Genomic DNA, 24940 nt, shown 5'->3' on the forward strand with positions numbered 1-24940 from the left:
GTAACTCCGCAGAACACGGGTTTGCCCGCCCCCGCAGACAAGCTATAAGCCGTCAAACGGGGCCTGTTCTAACCCGTGCGGGTGGCCGTGTCTGCCTCAGTCGGGCTGCGCGTCGGCTTCGTTGCGGCAACGCTGGGCCGCGTCGTACAGCGCCTTGCGCGGCAGGCCAGTCAGGTCGGCCACCAGGCCAGCGGCCTTCTTCACCGGCATGTGGCAGACCAGTTCGGCAAGCAGCGCCCGCGCCGCCGGGGACAGCTCGGCGTCGTCGGGCGCCGCGCCAGAGGCGTGGACGACGAGCACGAACTCACCACGCTGGCGGTGCGGGCCCGCATCCAGCCAGGCGGCCAGGCCCCCGACAGGCAGGGTGGCGATCTCTTCGAACTGCTTGCTCAGTTCGCGGCACAGCGTGATGGTGCCAGCCGGGCACACGGCACCCAGGTCGGCAGCCAGGTCGGCGATGCGGTGGGGTGCCTCGAACAGAACGAGGCTGGCTTGTGACGACAGCGCCTCGCGCAGGGCCGTCTGGCGGGCCGCGCCTTTGGCGGGCAGAAAGCCGAGAAAACGGAAGCCCTGGGCATGGACGTCGCCGGCGGCACTGAGCGCCGTGGTGACGGCACTGGGCCCGGCCAGGGGCACGACCGGCAGGCCGGCGGCCTGCACAGCGGCGACGAGGTGCGCGCCGGGATCGGAAACGGCCGGCGTGCCCGCGTCGCTGACGTAGGCCACGCGCTGGCCGTCCTGCAGCAGGGCCAGGACGCGCTGGGCCGCGCCGACCTCGTTGTGCTGGTGCACGGCCATCAGCGGTTTGTCAATGCCCAGGTGACGCAACAGCTGGCCGGAGACACGCGTGTCTTCGCAGGCGACGGCATCGACCAGATCGAGCACATGCACGGCGCGCAGGCTGATGTCGGCCAGGTTGCCGATGGGCGTGGGCACCAGGTAAAGCGCGCCTTTGGGATACTGCTGGCCGGCGGCCACGTGGCGGGCTGCCTGGAGCAGCATGTTGGCATCGAAGGTCACGACAAAATCCCGGGGAGACGAGGCGGAGGAGCGCGCGCTGCAGCATCTGCTGGCGCAGGGGCTGACGCTGGTGGAGCGCAATTATCGGGTGGCGCGCGGCCCGGGTGCGCCTGGCGCCGAGGTGGATCTGATTCTGCGGGACCGCGACGGCACGCTGGTGTTCGTCGAGGTGCGACAGCGCACCGGGCGCGACCACGGCGGCGCGGCCGCCTCGATCAGCCGGGGCAAGCAGCGGCGCTGCATCCGGGGAGCCCAGACCTACCTGATGGGCCTGCGGGACTGGCCACCCTGCCGCTTCGACGTGGTGGCGATCGACGGCGACGATCTGACGTGGATTCCGGCGGCCTTCGACGCATCCTGACGCCTTGACACAAGGGGGAATGCCCCTGACTTATGATCCGCGCCATGCCGGATTCCCATTTTCAGCCCGCCTATCTGCAGCAACCGCTGCTGGAGACCGCCGACTGGCTGTACCAGTCGTCCGAGCGACTGGCTCAACAACTGAACTACGCCGCGCAGGCGCTGATGCACACGCTGACCTCGGGCGGCACGGTGCTGTGCGCGGGTGAAGACGAAGGGGCCCACCTGGCGCGCCGTGCGGCCATGCTGCTGGTGCAGGGCCAGGGTCGCGAACGTCCGCCCCTGGCCGCGGTGGCGCTGACGCCTTCGGGCTCGCCGCAGCAACCGACGCTGGCGCAGCAGGTGCGTGCGCTGGGCCATCCGGGCGACGTGTGGCTCGCCTTCTCGCTGGAGCGCGAGGACCCCGATCTGCTGGCCGCCACGGACGCCGCGCGCGAGCTGGACATGACGCTCGTCGCCTTCACCGGCGAAGCGGCCCGCACGCTGGGCCCCATGCTGCGCGACACGGACGTGTGGGTGCCGCTGCCCGGCACGCGCGCCGACACCATGTTCGCGACCGCCTGGCTGGCCCTGAGCGGCCTGTGTGCCGCGGTCGACAACCACCTGCTTGGAGAGGAACACCCATGAACCGCACCCCGATCACCCGCTCGCTGCGCGGGACCGCGCTGGCCCTGCTGGCCGCCGCCTCGCTGAGTGCCTGCGCCCCGCTGCTGGTGGGCACGGCCGTGGGCGGCGCCTTTGTCGCGGCAGACCGCCGCACGTCGGGCGCGCTGCTTGAAGACCAGTCGATCGAGTTGAAGGCGGCCAACCGCATCCGCGACACGATCGGCAACCAGGCCCATGTGAACGTCACTTCGTACAACCGCCACGTGCTGTTGACCGGCGAGGTGCAGGACGACCACGCCCGCGAATCGGCGGCCCGCGCGGCCAGCCAGGTCGAGAACGTGGTGAACGTGATGAACGAGCTGGTGGTGGCCCCCAACAGCAGCCTGTCGGCGCGTTCGAATGACGTGCTGATACAAGGCAAGGTGAAGGCCACGCTGATCGACGCCCGCGACCTGATGGCCAATGCCTTCAAGGTGGTGGTCGAGCGTGGCGAGGTCTACCTGATGGGTGTGGTGACCGAGCGCGAGGCCAACCGCGCTGCCGAGCTGACGGCCACGATCAGCGGTGTGCGCAAGGTCGTGAAAGCCTTCCAGGTCATCAGTGAAGACGAACTGGCGCGCCGCCTGCCTTCGCCGGCCACCAACCCCAACACCGGCAGCAACGCCGGCTCGGCTCAGCCGCAGTGAAGCGGCGGGACGGCAGCGCGGTGCGTGCCGCCTGGCTCCTCAGCGCAGCCGACGGATGAGGCTGGAGGTGTCCAGGCGCCCACCGCCCTGCGCCTGCAGATCGGCGTAGAACTGGTCGACCAGGGCCGTGACGGGCAGGCGTGCACCCAACCGGCGGGCCTCGTCGAGCACCAGGCCGAAATCCTTGCGCATCCAGTCGACGGCAAAGCCGAAATCGAACTGATCCTGCGCCATGGTCGGCCCGCGGTTGGCGAGCTGCCAGCTGCCGGCCGCGCCCTGTGAGATCACGCCGATGACCTGGGCCATGTCGAGCCCGGCTTTCTGCCCGAAGGCCAGCGCCTCGGACAGCCCCTGCAGCAGACCGCCGATGCAGATCTGGTTGACCATCTTGGTGAGCTGGCCGGCACCGCTGTCGCCCATCAGGGTGACGGCACGGGCAAAGGCGCGGATGACGGGCTCGGCGCGGGCAAAGGCCTCGGGTGCCCCCCCGCACATCACCGTGAGCACGCCATTGATCGCGCCCAGGTTGCCGCCGGAGACGGGGGCGTCGATGAAGGCCAGCCCGCGCGCCTGCGCCGCCACGGCCAGCTCGCGCGCGACCTCGGCCGAGGTGGTGGTGTGGTCGACGAAAAGCGCGCCCGGCGCCATGCCGTGAAAGGCGCCATCGGGGCCCACGGTGACCTGACGAAGGTCACCGTCGTTGCCGACACAGCTGAAGACGATGTCGGCGCCCTCGGCCGCTTGTTGCGGCGTGGCGGCTGCGCGGCCGCCATGGTCCGCCACCCAGGCGTCGGCCTTGGCGGTGGTGCGGTTGTAGACCGTCACCGTGTGGCCGGCAGCAGCCAGGTGGGCGGCCATGGGCGCGCCCATCGTGCCCAGGCCCAGAAAGGCCACGCGGCGGCTCGGGGTGGGGTCGTAGGTCTTGGGGGCAGCGGCGCTCATGGGGTGACAGGGTTCAGACAATCTTCAGGTGTTCGGTGCCGGCGGCCAGGTCGCTGGTGCGCGCGCGGGTGCTGTTGAGCTTGATCTGCAGGCGCAGGTCGTTGACCGAGTCGGCGTTGCGCAGCGCATCTTCGTAGGTCACGTAGTTGCTCTCGTAGAGGTCGTACAGCGCCTGGTCGAAGGTCTGCATGCCCAGCTCGCGCGACTTCTTCATGATCTCCTTGATCTCGCCCACCTCGCCCTTGAAGATGAGGTCGCCGATCAGCGGCGTGTTGAGCAGGATCTCGACCGCGGCCACGCGGCCCTTGCCTTCCTGACGCGGCAGCAGGCGTTGCGAGACCAGTGCCTTCAGGTTGAGCGACAGGTCCATCAGCAGCTGCGGCCGGCGCTCTTCGGGGAAGAAGTTGATGATGCGGTCCAGCGCCTGATTGGCGCTGTTGGCGTGCAGCGTGGCCATGCACAGGTGGCCGGTTTCGGCAAACTGCACGGCGTGCTCCATGGTCTCGCGGTCGCGGATTTCGCCCATCAGGATCACATCGGGCGCCTGGCGCAGGGTGTTCTTCAGCGCCATCTCCCAGCCGTCGGTGTCGATGCCGATCTCACGCTGGGTGATGATGCAGTTCTTGTGCGGGTGCACGAACTCCACCGGGTCTTCCAGCGTGATGATGTGGCCGTGCGTGTTCTCGTTGCGATGGTCGACCATGGCCGCCAGCGTGGTCGACTTGCCAGAGCCCGTGCCACCCACCAGGATCACCAGTCCGCGCTTGGTCAGCACGACCTCCTTGAGGATCTGGGGCAGGCCCATGCCGTCGACGGTGGGCAGGTTCTGCGGGATGGTCCGCAGCACCAGGCCCACATTGCCCTGCTGGATGAAGGCATTGACGCGGAAGCGGCCGATGCCGCCGGGCGAGATCGCGAAGTTGCACTCCTTTGTGCGCTCGAACTCGGCCGCCTGCTTGTCGTTCATGATCGCGCGGGCCAGCGACACGGTGTGCTGCGACGTGAGGGCCTGCGGCGAGACCTTGGTGACCTTGCCGTCGACCTTGATGGCGGGCGGGAAGTCCGACGTGAGGAACAGGTCGGAGCCCCCCCGGGCGACCATGAGCTTCAGCAGGTCGTTGATGAATTTGGAGGCCTGATCGCGTTCCATGGTGCGGTCCTGTCGGGGTCTTCAAACGGGGTGGGGGCCGGCGCGGCTGGCGTCCAGCAGCGCGCCCAGCCGTGCGCCGAGCTGGCGCATGCGCAGCGACAAACGGCGCGCGGTGCAGGTCATCAGGGCCATGCCGAGGCGGGGTTCCTCGATGGCCAGCTCGTCCAGCGCCTCGCTGGTGAGCACCGCCAGCGCGCAGGCGCTGAGTGTGAGGCAGGAGGCAAAGCGGGCGCTGGCGTCGAGCAGCGACATCTCGCCGATCACCTCGCCTTCGCGGGCCTCGGCCAGGCGCACGCGGCCACCCGCGGGGGGCACGCGGTCCACGGCGACCACGCCGTCGAGCACGATGAGCGCGTAGTCGCCGCGCTCGCCCTGCACGATCAGCTCCCGGCCTGCGGGCACCTTCACGAACTGCAGATGCGGCAGGAGCTTGCGCTGCCCCTCCTCGCCGAGTGCGGCCATCAGGGCGTCCTGGCCCCAGGCGCGCATCAGCAGGGACAGGCCGGCTTCCGGGTCCAGCGGCTGCGCGCCCACGGCCAGCGCGCGCGCCGACCAGGCGGAACTGCCCCGCACGGACTCGGGCCGCTCCATGAACTGGGTGGCGAAGAAGCCCTCGTCGTCGGCCTCGGCCGCATCGGCCGAGGTGGTGCGTGCGCCCCCGGTTGCGCCACTGACAAAACGGTCCAGCAGGCGTTTCATGAACTGGCTCAGCCGGGGAAGTTCTCGGGAATCTTGGCCTTGGCGCGGGCCTCGGCGGGCGAGATGACGTTGCGTCGCACCAGTTCGGTCAGGTTCTGATCCAGCGTCTGCATGCCCATGCTGTTGCCGGTCTGGATCGACGAGTACATCTGCGCGATCTTGTTCTCGCGGATCAGGTTGCGGATCGCGGGGGTGCCGATCATGATTTCGTGCGCGGCCACCCGGCCCGAGCCGTCCTTCGTCTTGCACAGCGTCTGGGAGATCACCGCCTGCAGCGACTCGGACAGCATGGCGCGCACCATTTCCTTCTCGGCGGCGGGGAAGACATCGACCACGCGGTCGATGGTCTTGGCGGCCGACGAGGTGTGCAGCGTGCCGAACACCAGGTGGCCGGTTTCCGCGGCGGTCAGCGCGAGGCGGATGGTTTCCAGGTCGCGCATTTCACCCACCAGAATCGCATCCGGGTCCTCGCGCAGGGCCGAGCGCAGCGCGTTGGCAAAGCTCATGGTGTGCGGGCCGACTTCGCGCTGGTTGATCAGGCACTTCTTGGAGTCGTGCACGAACTCGATCGGGTCCTCGACCGTCAGGATGTGGCCGTACTCGGTCTCGTTGAGGTGGTTCACCATCGCCGCCAGCGTGGTCGACTTGCCCGAGCCGGTGGGCCCCGTGACGAGCACCAGCCCGCGCGGCCTCAAGGCCAGGTCGGCAAACACCTTGGGTGCGTTGAGCTGCTCGAGCGTCAGGATCTTGGACGGAATCGTCCGGAACACGGCGCCGGCACCGCGGTTCTGGTTGAAGGCGTTGACGCGGAAACGCGCCAGCCCCTGGATCTCGAACGAGAAGTCGCACTCCAGCGTTTCTTCATAGGTCTTGCGCTGGGCGTCGTTCATGATGTCGTACACCATGTCGTGGACCTGCTTGTGGTCCAGCGCGTCGACGTTGATGCGGCGCACATCGCCGTGGACCCGGATCATGGGGGGCAACCCTGCCGACAGGTGAAGGTCGGATGCCTTGTTCTTGACGGAGAACGCAAGGAGCTGGGTGATATCCATGGATGATGTGGGCCTGGCTTTTGGTTACAGACCCATTATGTCGACGATCGCAAACAACCTGCAAAGCGTGAGAAACCGGATACAACAAGCCTGTTCTCTCGCTGGGCGCCCACCCGAGAGTGTCACCTTGCTGGCCGTCAGCAAGACGTTTCCAGCTGTAACGGTGCGAGAAGCATTTGACGCAGGACAGCGTCGGTTTGGCGAAAACTACGTGCAGGAGGCCCTCGTCAAGATCGCGGAGCTGGCCGACCTGCGCAGCCAGATCGAATGGCACATGATCGGGCCGCTGCAGAGCAACAAGACGCGCGTGGTGGCCGAATCGTTCGACTGGGTGCACACGGTCGACCGGCTGAAGGTCGCGCAGCGCCTGTCGGAGCAACGCCCTGAAGGGCTGCCCCCCCTGCAGGTCTGCATCCAGGTCAATACCAGCGGCGAAGCCAGCAAGAGCGGCATTGCGCCCGAAGAGGCTGAAAGCCTGGCCCGCGCGGTGGCCGCCCTGCCCCGCCTCACGCTGCGCGGCGTGATGGCGCTGCCCGCGCCCAGCGAGGACCCCGCCGTGCAGCACGCGGAACTGGCCCGCGTGCGTAGCGTGTTCGAGCACCTGAAGGCTCAGGGTCTTCCCGTGGACACGCTTTCGATGGGAATGAGCGGCGACCTGGCGGCCGCAATCGGCGAGGGCTCCACCCTGGTCAGGGTGGGCACAGCCCTATTCGGCCGACGCTGACCGCCCGCTACCATGCGGGATCGCTTACGTAAACGGTATGGAAGTTCTGCGTCCGCCCCACTACCTGCTGGTCGATGACCACAGCCTGATCCGAGAAGGGATGATGCAGGCCATCCGCGCCCTCGAACCGAAAGCGCGCTTCTCGCAGGCCAACTCGCTGCAGGCCACGCTCGAGCGGCTGGCCCACGGGCCGGATGCCGACCCGATCGACGTCGTGTTGCTCGACCTCGGTCTGCCCGACAGCCGCGGCACCGCCACCTTGCAGGCCGTGCGCCAGGCGGCGCCCACCCAGCGCATCGGCATCATCACCGGGCAGAACGACGTGCAGGTGGCGCTGGAGTGCATCCACCACGGCGCGTCGTGCTTCATTCCCAAACTGGCCGAGATCGACGGCTTCACCATGGCCCTGCGGGCGCTGGTCGAGGGGCGGCTGCACTTCCCGTCGGAGCTGCTGTCGCCCGCCGACCAGCCCGAATCCGCCGATGAGGCGACGCCGGCGCAGAGCGTGCGCCTGACCCCGCGCCAGAAGGACGTGCTGACCTGGATCCTCAAGGGCTGCACCAACCAGGCCATTGCCGATGCACTCGGCATCAGCGCCGAGACCGTGAAGCTGCACGTGAGCGCCATCTTCCGCGCGTATGGGGTGCACAGCCGCACGCAACTCGTGTTGCTGTGCTCGCGGCAGGCCCCCGCGGCCTGGGCCCCACCTCCGCCGGAAGAAGCGAGCCAGGAAGGACGCCGGGAAAGCCTGGCGTGAACCGCGCAGACCGCGGCATGCGCGGCATCAGCCCCATGCAGACCCGCGTCGACCTGCAGATGCTGCAGGACGCGTGGCGCACCACCCCGCACACCATTCTTGGCCAGGCGCTGTCGCTGATGGCGCTGCTGTGGCTGATCCGCGGCTGGCCGCTGCCGGCGTGGCAATGGGTGCTTCCCACGCTCGGCCTGCTGGGCGTCTGGGGTGTCGTGATCGCGATGACCCGGCACTTCCGGCGCTTCGGCATCCCGGCCTCGGGCTACCAGCGCTGGCGCCGCAGCCTGCTGGGGTGGCACCTCTCGCAGGGCACGCTGTGGGGGCTGTTCGCAGTGGCGCTGCTGGGGGTGGCCGACAACGACTGGCAGCTCGCGCTGGTGGCGGCCTCGCTGGTGTACGCCTACACGGTGATGCTGGTGAGCGTGCACGACTGGGGCGTGGCGGTGGCCGGCAGCACGCCGCTCTTGACGCTGGCCGGCGTGCGCCTGCTGGTGGACGGTCAGCCCAGTTCGTCGTTCCTGGCGCTGGTGATGGGGGTCTCCATGGTGACCAGTCTGGCCGTGACGCGGCAGATCAGCCGACGGCTGCGTGAGGGCACCCTGCTGCGCAACGAAAACGCCGACCTGGTGTTGCAATTGCGCGAAGAGGTCAACAACGTGACGCGGGAGAAGGCCCGCGCCGAGATCGCCGACCGGCAGAAGGGCGAGTTCTTTGCCTCGGCCAGCCACGACCTGCGCCAGCCCCTGCACGTGCTGATGCTGCTGAGCAGTGCGCTGCGCCCCCACGTTCCTGCGGCCGAAGGGCACGGCCTGCTCGACCGCATGCAGACGGCGCTGGGCTCGCTGAGCACGATGTTCGAGCGCATGTTCGACGTGGCCCGCATCGACGCGCAGCGCATCGACTACCGCGCCCAGGCCTGTGCCCTGTCCGCACTGTGGCGACGGCTGGACAGCGAGTTCGCGGTGGTGTGCGCCCATCAGGGGCTGCAGTGGCAACTCGACCCCACCGAGGCCTGGGTGCAGGCCGACCCGCATGTGCTGGAGCGCATCCTGCGCAACCTGTTGAACAACGCAGTGCGCTACACCGAGCGGGGCACCGTGCGCCTGCGTGCCCGGGCGCGCGGGCCGTGGATCGTCTGCCAGGTGTGGGACACGGGCACCGGCATCGCGCGGGAGCATCGCCACCGCATCTTCGAAGACTACTTCCAGGCACACAACGACGGCCGGCGCAGCAGCGAAGGCCTGGGGCTTGGGCTGGCCGTGGTGCGCCGCCTGAGCCTGCTCGGCCCCACACCGGTGAGCCTGCGCTCGCGCCCGGGCCAGGGTTCCTGCTTCAGCGTGCGCCTGCCTCGGCTGGTGCCCGCAGCCGTGCCCCCGCAACAGGCCGAGACCCGTGCAGCCCGCCGGCCCTCGACGCGCGCCGGCAAGCCTGCTGCCCCGGCTGCGTCACCCCTCGCCCCACCCGGCGTGATCCTGCTGATCGAGGACGACCCCGATGTGCGCGAGGGCACGGCCATGCTGCTGCACCAGCACGGCTGGCGCACGGCGGCCGGCTCGACACCGGATGGCGCCATCGCGGCGCTGGTGGCCTTGCAGGCCGAAGGCCGCATGCCCGAGGGCAGCATGCCGTCGGCGGTGGTGAGTGACCATCGGCTGGGGCTGTCGATCAACGGCCTGCAGGCGATTGCGCAGTTGCGCTACGAGTTCGGCGAGGCCCTGCCGGCCTTTCTGCTCACCGGGGAAGCCACGCCCGGGCTGGCCGGGGCGGCACGCGCCGCCCAGGTGCACCTGCTGCACAAACCCCTGCAGGCCGACCGCCTGCTGCGCCTGCTGGCCGAGGCCACCGGCGCGCCCGAGCGGCCGGATGCGGCATGATCTCCCCCATGAGCACCTCCACCATCGACATTGCCTTCATCGGCGGCGGCAACATGGCCACCGCCATCATCGGCGGCCTGCTGCGCCAGGGCCGCGCCGCCCAGCGCATCCTCGTGATCGATCCCGTGGCCGAGCAACGCCAGCGTCTGCACGACACCCTCGGCGTGCAGACGGCCGCTGCCGCGGACGCCACCGTGAGCCAGGCGGCCACCATCGTGTGGGCCGTCAAGCCGCAGCAGTTCAAGGACGCGGCCAGCACCAGCGCCCCGCTGACGCACGGCGCGCTGCACTACAGCGTGATGGCCGGGCTGCGCACCGACGACATGGCACGCCTGCTGGGCACCCCGCGCATCGTGCGGGCCATGCCCAACACCCCGGCGCTGGTGGGCCAGGGCATGACCGGCCTGTTCGCCCGCCCCGAAGTCAACGCGGCCGAGCGCGCCGCCGTGCAGGCCATGGTGGAGCCGACCGGCCAGCACCTGTGGGTGGACCGCGAGGCCGACCTGGATGCCGTGACGGCACTGTCGGGCTCGGGCCCGGCCTACGTGTTCTATTTCATCGAGGCCATGATGGCGGCCGCGCAGGACATGGGCCTGAGTGCAGAGCAGGGTCGTCTGCTGGCCCAGGCCACGTTTGCGGGCGCCACGGCCCTGGCCACCCAGTCGCCGGACAGTCCGGCCGTGCTGCGCGAGCGGGTGACGTCCAAGGGCGGCACGACCTATGCGGCCCTGACGCACCTGGAGGCCGCTGGGGTGAAGGCGGCCTTCGTGGCCGCCATGCGCGCGGCCCAGCAACGCGCCGGCGAATTGGGCGACGAGTTCGGCCGCTGACGCGTCAGCCCGGCAGGGCGACGTCGAGCACCACGCCCAGCCACACGCTCATGCCGAGCCAGTGGTTGGCGCGGAAGGCACGGAAGCAGCCCTCGCGGTCGCGGTGGCGGATGAGCACCACGTGCCACACCGCCTGGGCTGCGGCGGCAACCAGGCCCAGCTGGTAGAACAGCCCCCGGCCGGCCTGCTGGCCGACCCACCACCAGCAGGCCAGGCACAGCGCGTAGAACAGCGCGATGCCGATCACATCGAAGCGCCCGAGCGTGATGGCCGAGGTGCGCATGCCGATGCGCAGGTCGTCGTCGCGGTCGACCATGGCGTACTCGGTGTCGTAGGCCAGCACCCAGGCGATGTTGCCCAGCACCAGCCACCACGCCTGCGCGGGCACCTGATCCTGCACGGCCGCATAGGCCATCGGGATGCCAAAGCTGAAGGCGATGCCGAGTACGGCCTGCGGCATCGCGAAGAAGCGCTTGGTGAAGGGGTAGAGGATGGCCACGCCGAGCGCCCCGAAGGACAGGCCGATCGTGAGTGGGTTGGTGAACAGCACCAGCACGAACGAGATCAGCGCCAGCACCACGCCGACGGCAATCGCTTCCTGCACCGACAGGCGGCCGCTGGTGATGGGGCGCTGCGCGGTGCGCTTGACGTGCCGGTCGAACTCGCGGTCGGCAATGTCGTTGACGGCACAGCCGGCGCTGCGCATCAGGAAGGTGCCCAGCGTGAAGATCAGCAGCAGGTCGACCGCAGGCAGGCGGCCCGAGGCCAGCCACAGCGCGGCCAGCACCGGCCACAGACACAGCAACCAGCCCTGCGGCCGGTTCCAGCGGATCAGATCGAGGTAGAGCGACCAGCGGTCGCGCAGGGTCAGGACGGGGCTTGTGCTCACCCCGCTATGATAAAGGGCCGGCCCCGGTGAACCCGGTGACCGGCCCAGCTTGGGCGAGTGTGCGACGTGGTCAGCGTGCGCTGGTGGCCGCCTGCTGGCTGGCCGTGGTTTCCCAGCCCCCACCCAGCGAACGGTAGACGGCAATGTGGGCCTGCTGCCGCGCCAGCTGCGCGGTGATCAGGTTCTGCTGCGAGGCAAACAGCGCGCGCTGGGCGTCCAGCAGATCGAGCTGGCTGGCCACGCCGCTCTCATAGCGCAACGTCGACAGGCGCAGACGGGTGGCCTCGGCCTCGGTCTGGGCGCGCTGGGCCTGGGCCTGCTCGGTCCAGGTCTGACGTGCCACCAGCGCATCGGCCACATCCTTGAAAGCGGACTGCACGGTGCGGTCGTACTGCGCCAGCGCGATGTCGCGGCGGGCCACCGCACTGTTCACGCCGGCTGCGGTGCGGCCCCAGTCCAGCAAGGGCACCGTCACGCCCGGGGCGATCGCGGCGCCCAGCAGGCCGTCGTTGAACAGGCCCGCCAGCGAGGTGCTCGCCACGCCGAGCGAGGCCGTCAGGCTGATGCGCGGGAAGCGCGCGGCACGGGCGGCGCCCACGTTGGCGTTGGCCGCCACCAGGTTCTGCTCGGCCTGGACGATGTCGGGGCGCTGCAGCAACACATCCGACGAGAGCCCCACCGGCAGCTCGGCCAGCTCCGGCCACAGCGACCGGCTCACGGTCTGAGCCAGTGCATCGGCCTGGGCCGTGGTCTGCCCACCGGCCTGCGCCGCCGGGATGCCGACGTCGACGGGTGGTGGCAGCAGGTCGGCCGGCGCCGAACGGCCCAGCAGCACTTCCAGTGCGCTCAGATCCTGGGCCCACTGGCGCTGCGCCTGGGCGCGCGTGACACGGGCGGCTTCGACCAGCGATTGCGCCGTGCGGAGATCCAGCTCGTTCAGAACGCCGTTGTCGAATTTCAGCTGCTGCAACTTCAGCGAGGACTCGCGCGTGGCCAGCGTCTGTTCGGCCAGCGCCAGCTGCCAGCGGTCGGCCCACAGCGTGTACCAGGTGCTGGCCACCGAGGCGACCAGGCTGATGTGCGTGGCGCGGCGGGCCGATTCGGACGCCATCAATTGGGCACCGGCGGCTTCGCTGAGCGCCCGCACGCGGCCGAACAGATCGAGTTCGAAGGCCGAGATGCTGACGCCGGCCTGCACCGAGTTGCCATAGGCAAACGGCCGGCTGGTGGCGCGCTGGCGGGCGGCGTTCGCCACGCCATTGACGCTCGGGAAACGGTCGGCATCCTGGATGGCGTAGGCCGCGCGCAGGGCCTCGATGTTGAGCGCCGCCACGCGCAGATCACGGTTGCCGTCCAGCGCCAGACCGATCAGCTGCTGCAGGCGCGTGTCAGGAAAATAGCGCTGCCAGGGCAGGTCGGCCACGGCGGTTGCCGGAGCGGCCGCCGGCGCCGAAGCCGTCGCGGCGGCAGGCAGGGTGGCGGGCACGGCCAGCGGCGGGCGCTGGTACTCGGGTGTCAGCGAACAGCCGGCCAGGGCCAGCACGGCGGCCAGCATCGTGGCCGGCCGCAGGAACAGGGCCTTGTCAGTCATGGTCGGTCTCCACTTCGGGCTGGGTGGCGCGGGCCGGGAAGAACCGGCGCACCACCACGAAGAACACGGGCACGAAGAACACGGCCAGCACGGTGGCCGCGATCATGCCGCTCATCACGCCGGTGCCGATGGCGCGCTGGGCTGCCGCACCGGCGCCGTTGGCCAGCACCAGCGGCATCACCCCGAGGATGAAGGCCAGCGAGGTCATGATGATCGGCCGGAACCGCAGGTGACAGGCCTGCAGCGTGGCTTCCATCAGCCCCATGCCCTTCTCCTGGAGCTCCTTGGCGAACTCGATGATCAGGATGGCGTTCTTCGCGGACAGGCCCATGATGGTGATCAGGCCGACCTTGAAGTAGACGTCGTTGGGCAGGTCGCGCACGTTGGCGCCCAGGAGCGAGCCCAGGATGCCGAGCGGCACCACGAGCAGCACGGCCAACGGGATGGACCAGCTTTCATACAGCGCAGCCAGGCACAGGAACACGGCCAGCAGCGAGAACGCCAGCAGCAGCGTGGCCTGCGAGCCCGAGAGCTTTTCCTCGCGCGACAGCCCGGTCCACTCGATGCCGATGCCGGTCGGCAGGCGGGCGGCCATGCGCTCGATCTCGTCCATGGCCTGGCCCGTGCTGTAGCCCGGGGCCGCGTCACCGGAAATGCGCATGGCGGGGTAACCGTTGTAGCGCACGGCCTGCATCTGGCCGGTGACCCAGCGCGTGGTGGCGAACGCCGAGAGCGGCACGTTCTGGCCCTGGCTGTTCAACACGTTGAGCTGCAGGATCTGGTCGGGCTGCATGCGCTTGTCGGCGTCGGCCTGCACGATCACGCGCTGCATGCGGCTGCGGTTCGGGAAATCGTTGATGTAGCTGGAGCCGAGCGCCGTCGACAGCGTCGTGCTGATCGCATCGACCCCTACCCCCAGCGCCAGCGCCTTCTCGCGGTCGATGTCGACCTGCAGCTGCGGTGCGTCTTCCAGGCCCTCGGGCCGCACGCCCGCGAGCATCGGGTTCTGCATCGCCATGCCGAGCATCTGGTTGCGGGCGGCCAGCAGCGCGTCGTGGCCCACGCCGCCGCGGTCCTGCAGCCGCACGGAGAAACCGGTGCCGTTGCCCAGTTCGCGGATGGCGGGCGGGTTCAGCGGGAAGATGAAGGCATCGCGGATGCCCATCAGCGCGCCGAAAGCACGACCGGCCAGCGCCTGCGCCGACTGGCCCTCGCCCTTGCGCTCATCCCAGTCCTTCAGCGTGACGAAGCCCAGGGCCGCGTTCTGGCCGGAGCCCGAGAAGCTGAAGCCCACCACACCCACGATGGACTGCACCTCGGGCTGCTTGAGGAAGAACTGCTCCACCTGCGAGATCACGGCCTCGGTGCGGTTGGACGTGGCGCCCGGCGGCAGCTGCACGTTGACGATCAGGTTGCCCTGGTCTTCGTTGGGCAGGAAGGACGACGGCATGCGCACATACAGCCAGCCCACCACGCCCACGATCACGGCGTAGACGATGAGCACGCGGCCGCCACGGCGCACGAGCTTCGCCGCCCAGCTTTCGTAGCCGTGCGTGGTCGACGTGAAGGCGCGGTTGAACCAGCCGAAGAAGCCCTTCTTTTCGTGGTGACCGTGCGGCACGGGCTTGAGCAGCGTGGCGCACAGCGCCGGCGTCAGCGACAGGGCCAGGAAGGCCGAGAACAGCATCGAGGCCACCATCGACAGCGAGAACTGGCGATAGATGTTGCCCACCGAGCCGGCAAAGAAGGCCATCGGAATGAACACCGACACCAGCACCACGGTGATGCCGATGATGGCGCCGCTGATCTGGCTCATGGCCTTGCGCGTGGCCTGCACGGGGCTCAGCCCCTCCTGCACCATCAGGCGCTCGACGTTCTCCACCACCACGATGGCGTCGTCCACCAGGATGCCGATGGCCAGCACCATGCCGAACATCGTCAGCACGTTGATCGAGAAGCCCAGCGTCAGCATGACGCCGAAGGTGCCCAGCAGGGCCACGGGCACCACCAGCGTCGGGATCAGCGTGTAGCGGATGTTCTGCAGGAACAGGAACATCACGATGAACACCAGCACGACGGCCTCGATCAGGGTCTCGACGACCTGGCTGATCGACAGCTGCACGAAGCCCGATGTGTCGTACGGCACGCTGAAGTCCATGCCTTGCGGGAAGAACTTCTTGAGCTCGCCCAGACGGACCTTGACCGCTTCGGCCGCCGCCAGCGCATTGCCGGTGGGCGACAGCTGGATGCCCATGCCCGTGGCCGGCTTGCCGTTCAGGCGGGCGTAGGTGCCGTAGGTCTGGGCGCCCAGCTCGATGCGGGCCACGTCGCGCAGGCGCACGGTCGAGCCATCGGCCTTGGCGCGCAGCACGATGTCGCCAAACTGCTTCTCGTTGACCAGCTGGCCATTGACCACCACGGTGGCCGAGATGGTCTGCTCGCCGATGTTGGGGCGGTCGCCGATGCCACCGGCGGGCACCAGCGCGTTCTGCGCGCGGATGGCTGCGTTGACGTCGGCCATCGACAGGCCGTAGGCCACCAGCCTGGTGGGGTCGACCCAGATGCGCATGGCGCGCTCGGTGCCGAACAGCTGCACCTGACCAATGCCGGGCACACGCTGCAGCTCGGGCACGATGTTGCGGGCGGCGTAGTCGCCCAGCGCGATCGGGTCATAGGCCGGGTTGCTGGACGACAGCATCACGAACATCAGGAAGTTGTTGCGTGACTTGTCGACCCGCACGCCCTGCTGCGTGACCGCAGACGGCAGCCGCGGTGTGGCGCGAGACAGGCGGTTCTGCACCTCCACCTGGGCCAGCTCGATGTTGGTGCCCGTTTCGAAGGTGACAGTGATCTGGCCGGTGCCGTTGGCCTGGCTGACCGACTCCATGTAGGCCAGACCGGGCGCGCCGTTGAGCTCCTGCTCGATGACGCTGATGACGGTTTCATCCAGCGTCTGTGCGGAAGCGCCCGGGTAGGTCGCGTTGATGACGATGGCCGGGGGGGCGACCGTCGGGTACTGGGAGATCGGCAGCTGCGTGATCGCCACGCCGCCGAAGACCAGGATGAACAGGGCGATCACCCACGCAAAGATGGGCCGCTCGATGAAGAAACGTGACATGCGCGACCGCCTTTCACTGGGCGGCCGAAGCCGACGACGCCGGGGCCGAAGCAGCGGTCGGCGCCGAGGCACCCAGCGGCGCCCAGGGCACCGGCTGGAGCGGCGACGCCGGGCTCATCATCATCTTCTGGAAGCCGTCGACCACCACCTGGTCGCCTTCCTTCAGACCGCCGAGCACCACCCAGTTGGTTCCGGTGGCACCGCCCAGCTTGACCGGCCGGCGGCCAGCCTTGTTGCCGCCCTCGACCACGGTGACGAAGTCCCCCTGGGCGGTGCGCGTCACGGCCTGTTGGGGCAGCAGCACGCCGCCACCCACCTGGGCCTGCTCCAGCCGCACGCGCACGTACATGCCGGGCAGCAGCTCGGCCTTCGGGTTGGGCAGCTCGGCGCGCAGCGTGACCTGGCCCGAGGCGGCGTCCACCGTCAGGTCGGCAAACAGCAGGCGCCCGGCGACCGGATACTCACGCCCGTCGTCCAGCACGACCTTCACGCGTGCGGCGTTCTCGCCGGCGCGCTGCAGCTGACCGGCGGCCAGGGCCTGGCGCAGGCGCATCACCTCGTTGGCCGACTGCGTGAAGTTCACGTACAGCGGGTTGATCTGCTGCACCACGGCCAGCTGGGTGACCTCGCCCTGCCCCACCAGCGCACCCTCGGTCACCAGCGCGCGGCCCACGCGGCCGGCAATCGGCGAGGTCACCGCGGCATAGCCGAGGTTGAGCTGGGCGGTCGCCACGGCGGCCTTGGCGGCGGCCACGTCGGCCTGCGCCTGGCGCTGCGCCACCTGGGCATTCAGGAACTCCTGGGGGCTGATGGCCTTGGCGGCCTGCAGCGGCTGGTAGCGCTCGACCAGGGCCGTGGCCTGCGCCAGGTTGGCTTCGGCCTTGGCCTGTGTGGCCTGGGCGCTCTGCAGCGCGGCCTGGTAGGGGGCCGGATCAATCTGGAAGAGGGGCTGGCCGGCACGCACGTCGCTGCCTTCCGTGAACAGCCGCTTCTGCAGGATGCCGGCCGCGCGCGCCCGAACCTGGGCGACGCGGGAAGCTTCAAGGCGGCCAGGCAGTTCGGCCATGACCGGGACGGAGCCAGGCTTCACGGTCACGACACCCACGGGCACCGGGGGCGGCGCCGCACCCGCACCGGCCGCCGGCGCACCGGCGCCCTTGGACTTGTCGTCACCGCCACAGGCGGTCAGGATGAGGGCGGCCAGCGCACACACGGCCAGCTGGGCGGAAAACCGCGTCGGGAGCGTCGGGAAGGAGGGGGAGACCATAAGGGACACCTCGGATTTGAATTCTTGCCTGGTCAATTAACCATGGCACTATACATACATTCACGCACGTATGCAGCGGGATCGGAGACAATTCCCCATGGCCGCCGACGGTCTTTTCCGAAATTCACATGCGACGCACCAAGGCTGACGCCCTTCAGACCCGCGAATCCCTGCTCGACGCCGCCGAAACCCTGTTCGCGCAGCAGGGTGTGTCGCGCACGTCGCTCCAGGACATCGCCCGCGCCGCGGGTTGCACGCGCGGGGCCATCTACTGGCACTTCAAGGACAAGGCCGACCTCTTCAACGCGATGATGGCGCGCACCACGCTGCCGATGGAGGACGGGCTTGCCCAACTCGACGCACCGGGCCGCACCGATCCGCTGGCCGACGTCCTGCAGTCTTCGATGAATGTGTTTCACCAGATCGTGCACGACCCTCGAACCCGAAGGGTCTTCGACATTGCGACGCTGAAGATCGAACTGGTGGCCGAGCTGGACGGCGTGCGGCGCCGTCACATCGAGGTGCAGGAAAACTGCGCGCAGCACATCGGCCACTGCCTGACGCGTGCCCAGGCGGCGGGGCGGGTGCGCCCCGACCTCGACCCGGCCATGCTGACGCTCACCCTGCTGGCCATCGTCAACGGCCTGATCCAGAACTGGATGCTCGAGCCCGGTCGGTTCGACCTGTGCGAGACCGGCCGCAGCAGCCTGACGCTGTTCCTGGACGGCATCCGGCCGCAGGCGGGCGTGGCACGCTGAGCGTCGCACGCCGCCGGGCCCGGTTCAGCCCACGGAGCGCAGCACGAGACCGTCGGTGGTCTCGTCCAGGCCGTCCTCGTCGAGATGGCGGTCGTCCGCCCAGCCCACCAGACTGAACCCCTCCGGCGAATACAGCAGGCGGTTGATGCTGGCGTTCGTGACCTTCCAGCTGCGCGGGGCTTCGATCGCGACCCGGTTGGCCGCGCGGTAGAAGCAATCGAGCACGCCCCCGTGCGCAATCAGGGCAATGGTCTGCCCGGGGTGCAGCGCGGCCAGCCGGGCGGCGGCGCCCACGGTGCGGTCGTAGAAGGCCTGCAGCGTTTCGCCCCCCGCCGGGCCGTAGCCGGGCTCACGGGCGCGCCAGCGGCGCATGTCTTCCGGGTGGTGTTCGGCCACCTCGGCCTGCGTCCGCCCTTCCAGGCAGCCAAAGTGGCGTTCGCGCAAGGCCGGATCCACGTGCAACGGCAGCCCGGCGTGGCGGGCGATGGCGGCCGCCGTGTCGCGGGCGCGCTGCAGGTCGCTGCTGTAGATGGCGTGAATGCCCTCGTCGGCCAGCGCCTGACCCACACGCTCGGCCTGCCACCGGCCCCGCGCGTTCAGCGGGATGTCGGTGTGGCCCTGGATGCGGGTTTCGGTATTCCAGTCGGTTTCGCCATGGCGAACGACCACCAGTCGGGTGAGGTTGTCGGGCATCGCGTCATCATGCCTCAGCATGCGGCAGCGCACCATGCCGCATCCGCATGTCCCTGCCTCCCCGCAGGCACAGCGTCAGACGCCCCAGACGATGGGCTTGCCTTCGGCCTGCGCCTGCTCGACCATGCGCACGAGCGGTGCGGCGCGCTGGTGCAGCGACACGGGCTGGTCGGCAAACGGCAGCTCGATCGGCTCGTTGGTTTCCGGGTTGACCGGCGGCGGCGGCACGAAGGCCGGGGCGCCGCGCAGTGCTTCGAGCACGCGCGGCATGTCGGCCACCTCGATGATGCCGGGCTCGGCGGCGCTCTTGCCGACCAGCTTGAGCAGCGCCTCGGCGGTGGACTGCAGCATCACCAGGTTGTCTGTGGCCTGGGACTTGAAAGTGAACATGCGGGCTCCCCTCGAACGGATTCGAAACGATTATGGCGCCGGCCCCGGGCGGCATACTCTGAACCCATGGTCGCCTCTCCCACTTCTTCGCCCACGCACCTGCTGTACCTGCACGGCTTTCGCTCCTCGCCCGGCTCGTTCAAGGCTCGGATGCTGGCGGCGGCCCTCGATGCGCGCCGGTCGGCGGGGCACCCCACGCCGGTGTGGGCGTGTCCGCAACTGCCGCCCTCGCCCGCCCAGGCCTGGGCCGACATTGCGGCGCTGACGGCCGACTGGCCGCGCGACACGATGGCCGTGGTCGGCTCGTCCTTGGGCGGCTTCTACGCGGCCGTCACGGCCGAGCGTCTGGGCTGCCGCGCAGCCTTCATCAACCCGGCCGTGGCGCCTGACCGCGATCTGGCCCGCTACATCGGCGAGCAGACGGCCTTCCACAACCCGGCCGACCGCTTCTTCTTCCGCCCTGAATTCATCGGAGAGCTGCAGGCGCTGTCGCCCTGGCCCCTGACGCACCCCGAGCACCACTGGGCGCTGGTGGCCCAGGGCGACGAGGTGCTGGACTGGCGGGAAATGGTGGCCCAACTGCAGGGCACCGCCCTGACCGTGCTGCCCGGCAGCGACCACGCCGTGAGCGACTTTGCCGACCACCTGCCCGCCCTGATGCACTGGCTGGGCCTGGACTGAACCCCGGCTGCCGGGCCACGGCAGCAAAATGGGACAATCGCGCTTTGCCCGCTCACCCGAGAACCCCGCCGCATGTTTGCCCTGTTTGACGACGCCGGAAAATTCCAGGCCGGCCGCGTGATGTCCGAAGCCGACAGCTCGATGCAGATCGAGCTGGACAGCGGCAAGCGCGTGAAGGTGAAAGCCGCCAACGTCCTGATCAAGTTCGCCAAGCCGGCGCCCGCCGAGCTGCTGGCCCAGGCCGCCGCCCAGTCGGCCGACATCGACGTCGATCTGGTGTGGGAAGTGGCGCCCGAAGAGGACTTCGGCTTCGACGATCTGGCGCGCGAGTACTTCAGTGCCTCGGCCGACGCCGTGCAGCAGGCCGCCATGCTGATGCGCCTGTTCGAAACACCGCACTACTTCCACCGCCGCGGCAAGGGCCGCTTCAAGAAGGCGCCGGAAGACATCCTCAAGCAGGCGCTGGCCGCCATCGAGCGCAAGAAGCAGCAGGCTTTGCAGATCGCGCAGTGGGCCGAGGCGCTGGCCGCCGGCAGCTGCCCGCAGCCGATCAAGGACCAGCTCTACAAGATCCTCTTCAAGCCCGACAAGAACGGCGCCGAGTACAAGGCCGTGGTCGAGGCCGCGAAGGCCGCGCAGCGCGCCCCGCTCGACCTGCTGAAGGACGCGGGCGCCATCGACAGCCCCTACCAGTTCCACTTCAAGCGCTTCCTGTTCGAGCACTTCCCCAAGGGCACGGGCTTCCCGGCGCTCGAAGCGCCGCCGATCACCGACACGCTGCCGCTGGCCGCCGTGCAGGCCTTCTCGATCGACGACTCGATGACCACCGAGATCGACGACGCGCTGTCGGTGCAGGGCCTGGGCACGGGCACCGTGGTCTACGGCATCCACATCGCGGCGCCGGGCCTGGCCATCGCCCCGGGCTCGCCGGTCGACGCGCTCGCGCGCGGCCGCATGTCGACCGTCTACATGCCCGGCCACAAGATCACCATGCTGCCCGACGACGTCGTGCAGACCTACACGCTGATCGAAGGGCGCGACTGCCCGGCCGTGTCGCTGTACGTCACGTTCGACGAGGCCACGCTGGCCGTCCAGGGCAGCGAGACCAAGCTGGAGCGCGTGCCCATTGCCGCCAACCTGCGCCACGACCAGCTCGACAGCGTCATCACCGACGCCACGCTGACGGGCGAGGCCCCGGCCGACTACGCCTTCGCCCCCGAGCTGGCCTTTGCCTTCCGCCTGGCCAAGCACCTGAAGGCGCAGCGCGAAGTGGTGCGTGGCAAGCCCGAGAACTTCAACCGCCCCGACTACACCTTCAAGCTCATCGGCGCCAACGGCGTCAACACCATGAGTGACGGCATCGAGCCCACCGGCACCGAACAGGTGGCCATCGGCACGCGCCAGCGGGGCTCGGCACTCGACCTGATCGTGGCCGAGGCCATGATCCTGGCCAATAGCACCTGGGGCGGCTGGCTGGCCGAGCTGGGCGTGCCCGGCATCTACCGCAGCCAGGCCAGCCTGGCGCCCGGCATCAAAGTGCGCATGGGCACCAAGGCGCTGCCGCACGCCGGCATGGGCGTGGCGCAGTACACCTGGGCCACCTCGCCGCTGCGCCGCTACGTCGACCTGGTCAACCAGTGGCAGATCGTGGCGTGCGCCAAGCATGGCCGCACCGCCGCGCTGGTCGCGCCCTTCAAGCCCAAGGATGCCGAGCTGTTTGCCGTGATCTCAGGCTTCGACGGCGCCTACAGCGCCTACAACGGCTTCCAGTCCAGCATGGAACGCTACTGGACGCTGCAATACCTGCAGCAACAGCAGATCACCGAGCTGGATGCGGCCGTGATGGTCAACGGCCTCGTGCGCGCCGACACGCTGCCGCTGGTGTTCAAGGCCATCGGCGCCGACGGCCTGCCGCGCCACGCCCGCGTGCGCGTGCGCATCACCGGGCTGGACGCGCTGACGCTGGACGTGCACGCCAGCGTGGTGGCGCGTCTGGACGACAGTGCCCCCGCCGATGCGGGTGATGCCGAGGCCGACGCGGAAGACGAGCTGGTCGACAATGCCGGGGCCCTGACCCTGGCCATCGACGTGAGCGACGCGGACGCGCCTGCTGGCGACGCCCCGGCTGCCTGACGGGCCCGGCCCCCCGCACCTCGCCACCTGACGCGCATGCTGAACCGCCTGAAAGCCCTGTGGACCTCGCTGAGCCTGCTCCAGGTCTGTCTGGGCGTGTCGGTGCTGGTGCATGCAGCGCTGTTCAGCTTCCGTCTGGTCGACCCGGAAGGCTTCAACCGCGTCTTCAAGGACACGCCGCTGGAGGTGGTGCTGGTGAACGCGGCCAGCAACGAGGCCCCCACCAAGGCGCAGGCACTGGCCCAGGCCAACCTGGCCGGCGGTGGCGAGGCCGACCGCGGCCGGGCCACCTCGCCGCTGCCCCCATCGCCCGAGAACACACAGGGCGACGCGGTGGACGACGCGATGCGGATGATCGAGCAGATGCAGCGCGAGCAGCAGTTGCTGCTGACCCAGGTGCGTCAGGAACTGGCCGCCCTGCCGCCGCCCCAGCCCGACGCCCGCACCGACACCCCGCAGCAGCGCGCCGAGGAAGAACGCCGCCGCCAGCTCACCCGCCTGCTGGCCGAGATCGAAAAGCGCATCCGCGAAGAGAATGCGCGCCCCAAGAAGCGCTACCTGAGCCCGGCCACGCTGAAGTCGGCCGACGCGCTGTACTACGCGGCCTTCCGCACCCGGGTGGAGCGCGCGGGCACCGACCACTTCCCCACCGGGCGCAACGGCGAGAAGCTCTATGGCGAGCTGGTGATGTTCATCTCGCTGGACCGCCAGGGCCGCGTGATCGACACCGAGGTGCGCACGCCATCGGGCAACCGCCTGCTCGACAAGCGCGCGGCCGCCATCGTCCGCCAGGCCGGCCCCTTCGGCGCCGTGCCACCCGAAGTCAGCACGGGCCATGACCTGCTGGTGATCTCGTCCCGCTTCCGTTTCACCCGCGACGCCGGCATGCAGGCCACCACCATGGCCCCCACCGCGCCGACCGAGCCGGCCACCCAGCCCTGATGAACCCGATTCCTGCTCAGCCCGCCACCTCGGCCGACCGCTACGCCGTGGCCGGCAACCCCGTGGCCCACAGCCGGTCGCCCGCCATCCACGCACGCTTTGCCGCGCAGACGGGTCAGGCCGTGGCCTACGACCGCCTGCTGTGCCCGCTCGATGCCTTTGCCGACACGGTGCGTGCCTTTGCCGCCAGCGGGGCCAAGGGCGCCAACATCACGGTGCCGTTCAAGTTCGAGGCGTTTGCGCTGGCCACCCGGCGCACGCCGCGGGCCGAGCTGGCCGAGGCCGCCAACACGCTGCGCTTCGACGCCGACGGCTGGCTGGCCGACAACACCGATGGCGTCGGCCTGGTGCGCGACATCACCGTCAACGCGGGCGTGGCGCTGGCCGGCCAGCGTGTGCTGCTGCTGGGCGCGGGGGGCGCCAGTGCCGGCGTGCTCGGCCCGCTGATCGAGGCTCGCCCGGCCGAGATCGTGATGGCCAACCGCACCGTGGCCAAGGCCGAAGCCATCGTGGCCCGCCATGCCGACTGGGCCGCGCAGCATGGCGTGCGCCTGGCCGCCCGCGGGCTCGATGACGCTGGCGCCGCCTTCGACGTCTTCATCAACGGCACCGCCGCCAGCCTGGCCGGCAGCGGTGTGCCCGTGAGCGCGGCCGTGCTGCGCCCCGGCACGCTGGCCGTCGACATGATGTACGGCCCGGCGGCCCGCCCTTTCCTCGACTGGGTGCGCGCGCACGGCGGCGAGCCGCGCGACGGCCTGGGCATGCTGGTGGAGCAGGCGGCCGAAAGCTTCTTCCTGTGGCGCGGCGTGCGCCCTGACACCGCGCCCGTGCTGGCCGCGCTGCGTGCCGAGGTCGACGCCCCCCCCGGCCACTGAGCCCCCTCCCACGACCTACCCCGGAGCCTTGTCGCGATGCGCGCAGTCTGGCGAATCGTCCTCCTCACCCTGCTGTGCGGCCTGGCCCTGCAGCTCTGTTTTCTGGCGCGCATCGCGCTGATGACGGTGGTCAACCCGCAGTCGACCGCGTTCCAGCGCAGCGAGGCCGCCCGCATCCTGTTCAGCCAGGGGCGACTGCCCTGGAGCCAGGCGTGGCGCGACGACGACCAGATCGCCAGCCACCTCAAGCGCGCCGTGATCGCATCGGAGGACGCGAACTTCGTGGACCACGGCGGCGTGGAATGGGACGCGCTGGAAAAGGCGTGGCACAAGAACACCCGGGCGCAGGAGCGCACGGAGAAGCTGCGGGCCGCCGCACAGGCCCGCTACGAACGCGCGGTGGAACGCGCGCAGCGGCGCGGGCGCACGCCGCCTCCGCCGCCCAACGCCCTGACGGCCACACCCAAGGTCATCGGCGGCTCCACCATCACGCAGCAGCTGGCCAAGAACCTCTTTCTCAGCAGCGAGCGCAGCTTCCTGCGCAAGGGACAGGAGTTCGCCATCACCTTCATGCTCGAAGGCCTGCTGAGCAAGGAGCGCATCCTCACCATCTACCTGAACAACGTGGAGTGGGGCGAAGGCCTGTTCGGCGCGCAGGCGGCCGCACGGCACTACTTCCGCGTGGATGCCGGCCAGCTGGCGCCCCTGCAGGCCGCCCGCCTGGCGGTGATGCTGCCCGCCCCGAAACGCTTTGAGAAGCAGCCCGCGTCGGGCTACCTGGTGGGGCGCGCCGGCACGATTGCCGCGCGCATGGGCGGCGTCGAGCTGCCCTGATCAGCGCGGCGGCGCGCAGCCCAGAAACGACCACGCCGCCCGAGGGCGGCGTGACACAGCGCAGCGGCTCAG

Annotated in this window: 24 protein-coding genes; 13 read left to right on the top strand and 11 right to left on the bottom strand. The window is 69.6% G+C overall.

All coding sequences use genetic code 11. The features are described from left to right. Window positions 1–96 precede the first annotated feature (96 nt). Window positions 97–1020: a 16S rRNA (cytidine(1402)-2'-O)-methyltransferase gene (gene rsmI, locus DEH84_RS15225; protein ID WP_425428966.1), complete on the bottom strand. Its 924-nt coding sequence runs from the start codon at window positions 1018–1020 to the stop codon at window positions 97–99. Here rsmI and DEH84_RS15230 point away from each other — a divergent pair. Genes DEH84_RS15230 through DEH84_RS15240 form a run of 3 tightly spaced genes read left to right on the top strand, consistent with a single transcriptional unit; the run spans window position 1001 to window position 2672 of the window. Continuing rightward, entirely contained in the window at window positions 1001–1381 is a 381-nt protein-coding gene (locus tag DEH84_RS15230; protein WP_109037614.1) for a YraN family protein, read from the top strand. The genes rsmI and DEH84_RS15230 overlap by 20 nt on opposite strands. A gap of 44 nt (window positions 1382–1425) precedes the next feature. Next, window positions 1426–2007, top strand: coding sequence for an SIS domain-containing protein (locus tag DEH84_RS15235; protein ID WP_159098989.1), 582 nt, complete (start codon window positions 1426–1428; stop codon window positions 2005–2007). Then, window positions 2004–2672 (top strand): BON domain-containing protein, encoded by a 669-nt coding sequence (locus DEH84_RS15240; protein ID WP_109037616.1) that lies wholly within the window; start codon window positions 2004–2006, stop codon window positions 2670–2672. The genes DEH84_RS15235 and DEH84_RS15240 overlap by 4 nt, the downstream gene beginning before the upstream one ends. Window positions 2673–2711: 39 nt before the next feature. On the opposite strand, the gene DEH84_RS15245 is transcribed toward DEH84_RS15240, so the two are convergent. From DEH84_RS15245 to DEH84_RS15260, 4 genes are read right to left on the bottom strand one after another with little or no spacing between them, the layout of a single operon-like run. Further along, the gene (locus tag DEH84_RS15245; protein WP_109037617.1) at window positions 2712–3614 is read right to left on the bottom strand and encodes an NAD(P)-dependent oxidoreductase; all 903 of its coding nucleotides are present in this window, start codon (window positions 3612–3614) and stop codon (window positions 2712–2714) included. A gap of 13 nt (window positions 3615–3627) precedes the next feature. Beyond that, a complete protein-coding gene (locus DEH84_RS15250; protein ID WP_109037618.1) occupies window positions 3628–4764 on the bottom strand; it encodes a PilT/PilU family type 4a pilus ATPase in 1137 nt (378 codons plus the stop codon). 21 nt (window positions 4765–4785) lie between these two features. After that, the gene (locus DEH84_RS15255; RefSeq protein WP_109037619.1) at window positions 4786–5463 is read right to left on the bottom strand and encodes a Crp/Fnr family transcriptional regulator; all 678 of its coding nucleotides are present in this window, start codon (window positions 5461–5463) and stop codon (window positions 4786–4788) included. A gap of 8 nt (window positions 5464–5471) precedes the next feature. Next, window positions 5472–6515, bottom strand: a complete 1044-nt coding sequence (locus DEH84_RS15260; protein ID WP_109037620.1) for a type IV pilus twitching motility protein PilT — start codon at window positions 6513–6515, stop codon at window positions 5472–5474. Window positions 6516–6552: 37 nt separating this feature from the next. Here DEH84_RS15260 and DEH84_RS15265 point away from each other — a divergent pair, with 37 nt between their 5' ends. From DEH84_RS15265 to proC, 4 genes are read left to right on the top strand one after another with little or no spacing between them, the layout of a single operon-like run. Then, window positions 6553–7239 carry a YggS family pyridoxal phosphate-dependent enzyme gene (locus DEH84_RS15265; protein WP_109037621.1) on the top strand — a complete coding sequence of 229 codons (687 nt, stop codon included), beginning with the start codon at window positions 6553–6555 and terminating at the stop codon, window positions 7237–7239. A gap of 37 nt (window positions 7240–7276) precedes the next feature. Beyond that, window positions 7277–7996 carry a LuxR C-terminal-related transcriptional regulator gene (locus tag DEH84_RS15270; RefSeq protein ID WP_109037622.1) on the top strand — a complete coding sequence of 240 codons (720 nt, stop codon included), beginning with the start codon at window positions 7277–7279 and terminating at the stop codon, window positions 7994–7996. Next, a complete protein-coding gene (locus DEH84_RS15275) occupies window positions 7993–9867 on the top strand; it encodes an ATP-binding response regulator (protein WP_109037623.1) in 1875 nt (624 codons plus the stop codon). The genes DEH84_RS15270 and DEH84_RS15275 overlap by 4 nt, the downstream gene beginning before the upstream one ends. 8 nt (window positions 9868–9875) lie before the next feature. Next, window positions 9876–10697: a pyrroline-5-carboxylate reductase gene (gene proC / locus DEH84_RS15280; RefSeq protein WP_109037624.1), complete on the top strand. Its 822-nt coding sequence runs from the start codon at window positions 9876–9878 to the stop codon at window positions 10695–10697. Between the two features lie 4 nt (window positions 10698–10701). Here proC and ubiA read toward each other — a convergent pair whose 3' ends face one another. The 4 genes from ubiA to DEH84_RS15300 all read right to left on the bottom strand — a co-directional run bounded on the left by ubiA (window position 10702) and on the right by DEH84_RS15300 (window position 17562). Beyond that, window positions 10702–11586, bottom strand: coding sequence for a 4-hydroxybenzoate octaprenyltransferase (ubiA, locus tag DEH84_RS15285; protein ID WP_245932610.1), 885 nt, complete (start codon window positions 11584–11586; stop codon window positions 10702–10704). A gap of 70 nt (window positions 11587–11656) precedes the next feature. Further along, complete coding sequence (locus DEH84_RS15290; RefSeq protein ID WP_109037625.1) at window positions 11657–13177, bottom strand: TolC family protein; 1521 nt, start codon at window positions 13175–13177, stop codon at window positions 11657–11659. Beyond that, window positions 13170–16295, bottom strand: coding sequence for an efflux RND transporter permease subunit (locus tag DEH84_RS15295; RefSeq protein ID WP_109037626.1), 3126 nt, complete (start codon window positions 16293–16295; stop codon window positions 13170–13172). Before DEH84_RS15295 ends, DEH84_RS15290 begins: the two co-directional genes overlap by 8 nt. A 13-nt stretch (window positions 16296–16308) precedes the next feature. Further along, a complete protein-coding gene (locus tag DEH84_RS15300) occupies window positions 16309–17562 on the bottom strand; it encodes an efflux RND transporter periplasmic adaptor subunit (RefSeq protein ID WP_109037627.1) in 1254 nt (417 codons plus the stop codon). A gap of 128 nt (window positions 17563–17690) precedes the next feature. On the opposite strand from DEH84_RS15300, the gene DEH84_RS19640 reads away from it, so the two are divergent. Then, a complete protein-coding gene (locus DEH84_RS19640) occupies window positions 17691–18320 on the top strand; it encodes a TetR family transcriptional regulator (RefSeq protein WP_109037628.1) in 630 nt (209 codons plus the stop codon). Between the two features lie 24 nt (window positions 18321–18344). On the opposite strand, the gene DEH84_RS15310 is transcribed toward DEH84_RS19640, so the two are convergent. Both DEH84_RS15310 and DEH84_RS15315 read right to left on the bottom strand, forming a co-directional pair. Next, window positions 18345–19013 (bottom strand): histidine phosphatase family protein, encoded by a 669-nt coding sequence (locus tag DEH84_RS15310; RefSeq protein ID WP_109038430.1) that lies wholly within the window; start codon window positions 19011–19013, stop codon window positions 18345–18347. A 75-nt stretch (window positions 19014–19088) separates the two neighbouring features. Beyond that, window positions 19089–19403 carry a DUF1840 domain-containing protein gene (locus DEH84_RS15315; RefSeq protein ID WP_109037629.1) on the bottom strand — a complete coding sequence of 105 codons (315 nt, stop codon included), beginning with the start codon at window positions 19401–19403 and terminating at the stop codon, window positions 19089–19091. A 66-nt stretch (window positions 19404–19469) separates the two neighbouring features. On the opposite strand from DEH84_RS15315, the gene DEH84_RS15320 reads away from it, so the two are divergent. From DEH84_RS15320 to DEH84_RS15340, 5 genes are all read left to right on the top strand, one after another. Beyond that, the gene (locus tag DEH84_RS15320) at window positions 19470–20084 is read left to right on the top strand and encodes a YqiA/YcfP family alpha/beta fold hydrolase (protein ID WP_109037630.1); all 615 of its coding nucleotides are present in this window, start codon (window positions 19470–19472) and stop codon (window positions 20082–20084) included. A gap of 72 nt (window positions 20085–20156) precedes the next feature. Further along, window positions 20157–22217 carry a ribonuclease catalytic domain-containing protein gene (locus tag DEH84_RS15325; protein ID WP_109037631.1) on the top strand — a complete coding sequence of 687 codons (2061 nt, stop codon included), beginning with the start codon at window positions 20157–20159 and terminating at the stop codon, window positions 22215–22217. Window positions 22218–22253: 36 nt separating this feature from the next. Continuing rightward, window positions 22254–23159, top strand: coding sequence for an energy transducer TonB (locus tag DEH84_RS15330; RefSeq protein WP_109037632.1), 906 nt, complete (start codon window positions 22254–22256; stop codon window positions 23157–23159). After that, a complete protein-coding gene (aroE, locus tag DEH84_RS15335; protein WP_109037633.1) occupies window positions 23159–24034 on the top strand; it encodes a shikimate dehydrogenase in 876 nt (291 codons plus the stop codon). The genes DEH84_RS15330 and aroE overlap by 1 nt, the downstream gene beginning before the upstream one ends. 36 nt (window positions 24035–24070) lie before the next feature. Further along, on the top strand, window positions 24071–24868 hold the full coding sequence (locus tag DEH84_RS15340) for a transglycosylase domain-containing protein (RefSeq protein ID WP_109037634.1): 798 nt from the start codon (window positions 24071–24073) through the stop codon (window positions 24866–24868). Window positions 24869–24940: the final 72 nt, after the last annotated feature.

Origin of the sequence: Aquabacterium olei (genome assembly GCF_003100395.1) — a bacterium.
Taxonomy (GTDB): domain Bacteria; phylum Pseudomonadota; class Gammaproteobacteria; order Burkholderiales; family Burkholderiaceae_C; genus Aquabacterium; species Aquabacterium olei.